We start from the raw sequence: 1895 nt of genomic DNA, 5'->3' as shown, positions 1-1895 counted from the left end.
ATACAATGAACTGGCTAGTCCAATTAGTATTGATGATAATATAGAAGAAATACTTAAATTATGTCCTTCAAAATACTCTCCTTTTAATAGAAAGGGCGGAGGAAATCAAGGTTATTTATATGAAATCGGAAATAATTTAGGAAACTATTTAATGAAATTAGTAAAAGACAAAAATGATGAAATAGATGCAATAAAAATATTTAGATAAACATCTCCTGAAAAATAGGAGGTGTTTTTAATAAAATTATTATACTTTCAATCACTGCCACTATTAAGCCCCCTAACCTATTTGGACAATCGCACACTAATTTAGTAAAATAAAAATTAATGGGAGGTTGTCTAAATTGAGAGGTAAAGGTAAAAGATATCCAGAAGAATTTAAACGTCAAATTATTAAGGAAGTAGAAGAAACTGGTAATGCTACATTAGTTGCCAGAAGACACGATTTAGTCCCTGGAACTGTTACCCGCTGGGTTAGGGAGTCAAAGAAAGAAAATGGACTAATTCCAAATTATAATTATTCCAATAATATTAATGCTAAATCCCTAGAAGAAGAAAATGAGCAATTAAAAAAATTATTAGGCGAAAAAGATTTAGAAATTGCCATTCTTAAAGACCTTTTAAAAAAAACGAACCCACAATAGAAGATAAAGTTAATATTGCGAAGAAATGGATTGATTTAGGATATACTGCAGTTACTGTCCTTAAAATTCTTGGATTAAGTAGGTCTACCTATTATTACAATATTAAAAAAAGAACTAAAACTGAAGATATGAATGAAGATACAAAAATAAATAAAGGCGGTAGACCAATTCCTGGTTACTCTTTTGATAAAGATGGCAATCATATTTGTGATGAACAAATAAAGGAATATATATTAAAAATCATTGAAACAGAAGGATTGTACTACGGTTACTGCAAAATAACTGTATTGTTAAGAAGGAAATTTAATTTAATTATAAATAAGAAAAAAGTATATAGATTATGTAAAGAGCTTGAGGTCTTAAGGCCTCAAAGGAAAATTAAACCTAAATATCCTAGAAAAATAGCTATAAATAGAGAAATAACAACATCAAATTCCCTTTGGGAAGTAGATGTTAAATATGGTTATATTCATGGTGAAGATAGATTCTTCTATATAGCTTCCTTTTTAGATGTATATGATAGAAATATAGTAGAATATCATATGGGATTATCTTGTAAAACTGAAGACATAATTGTAACCCTTAAAAGGGCATTAATGAAGCGGGAACTTTATAATAAGAAAATTAACTTGATTATAAGGTCAGATAATGGTCCACAATTTATCAGCAATAAATTTCAAGATACTTGTAAAGAATTAAAATTAGAGCATGAAAGGATACCGTTTAAGACTCCAAATAAAAATGCCCATATAGAAGCTTTTCATAGATTGTTAGAAGATGAATGTTTGTCAAGGTACGAATTTAAAAGCTATACTTAAAGCTAGAAGTAGTATCTAAATATATTAAATTCTACAATAAAGTTAGAATCCATAGTTCTTTAGGATATATTTCACCAGTAGAATTTTACCATAAAACATTGGAAGGAACAGCAAAACCTTTGAAAATAAAGCTTTAATACTTTGCCTTCAGGTGCCTAACACATTAATATTTAGCTGAAATCAAGGGCCTGCTTTAATGGGCGTAGCCTTTACCCTTGATGAAGATAAATATTAATGTACAATAAACCAAGGGCAAAATGAAATATTATGATATTGGAAGTATTAGTGAGTTTTTGTCCAAAATTAAGGGGTCAATCCGACTTGGGATGTTTTAGTACTCTAAGGATTTAAGCTATTGTAAAAGTTGCAACATGTAAAGATTTACCAGATCCGGGTTTTAGTACTCTAAGGATTTAAGCTATTGTAAAAGGAT

The 1895-nt window shown here is 29.0% G+C and carries 1 protein-coding gene and 1 pseudogene; both read left to right on the top strand.

Features of this window, described 5'->3' with window-relative positions; genetic code table 11:
* A partial coding sequence (locus tag VK998_RS05415) for a hypothetical protein (RefSeq protein ID WP_325226348.1) occupies nucleotides 1-208 on the top strand: 208 nt, incomplete at its 5' end.
* Nucleotides 209-344: 136 nt separating this feature from the next.
* Nucleotides 345-1599: pseudogene (locus VK998_RS13020) on the top strand (IS3 family transposase).
* The last annotated feature ends 296 nt before the right edge of the window (nucleotides 1600-1895 follow it).

Source organism: Schnuerera sp. (genome assembly GCF_035459645.1).
Lineage (GTDB): Bacteria > Bacillota > Clostridia > Tissierellales > Tepidimicrobiaceae > Schnuerera.
The sequence above is the reverse complement of the archived record's forward strand: the minus strand, read 5'-3'. Positions and strand labels throughout refer to the sequence as shown.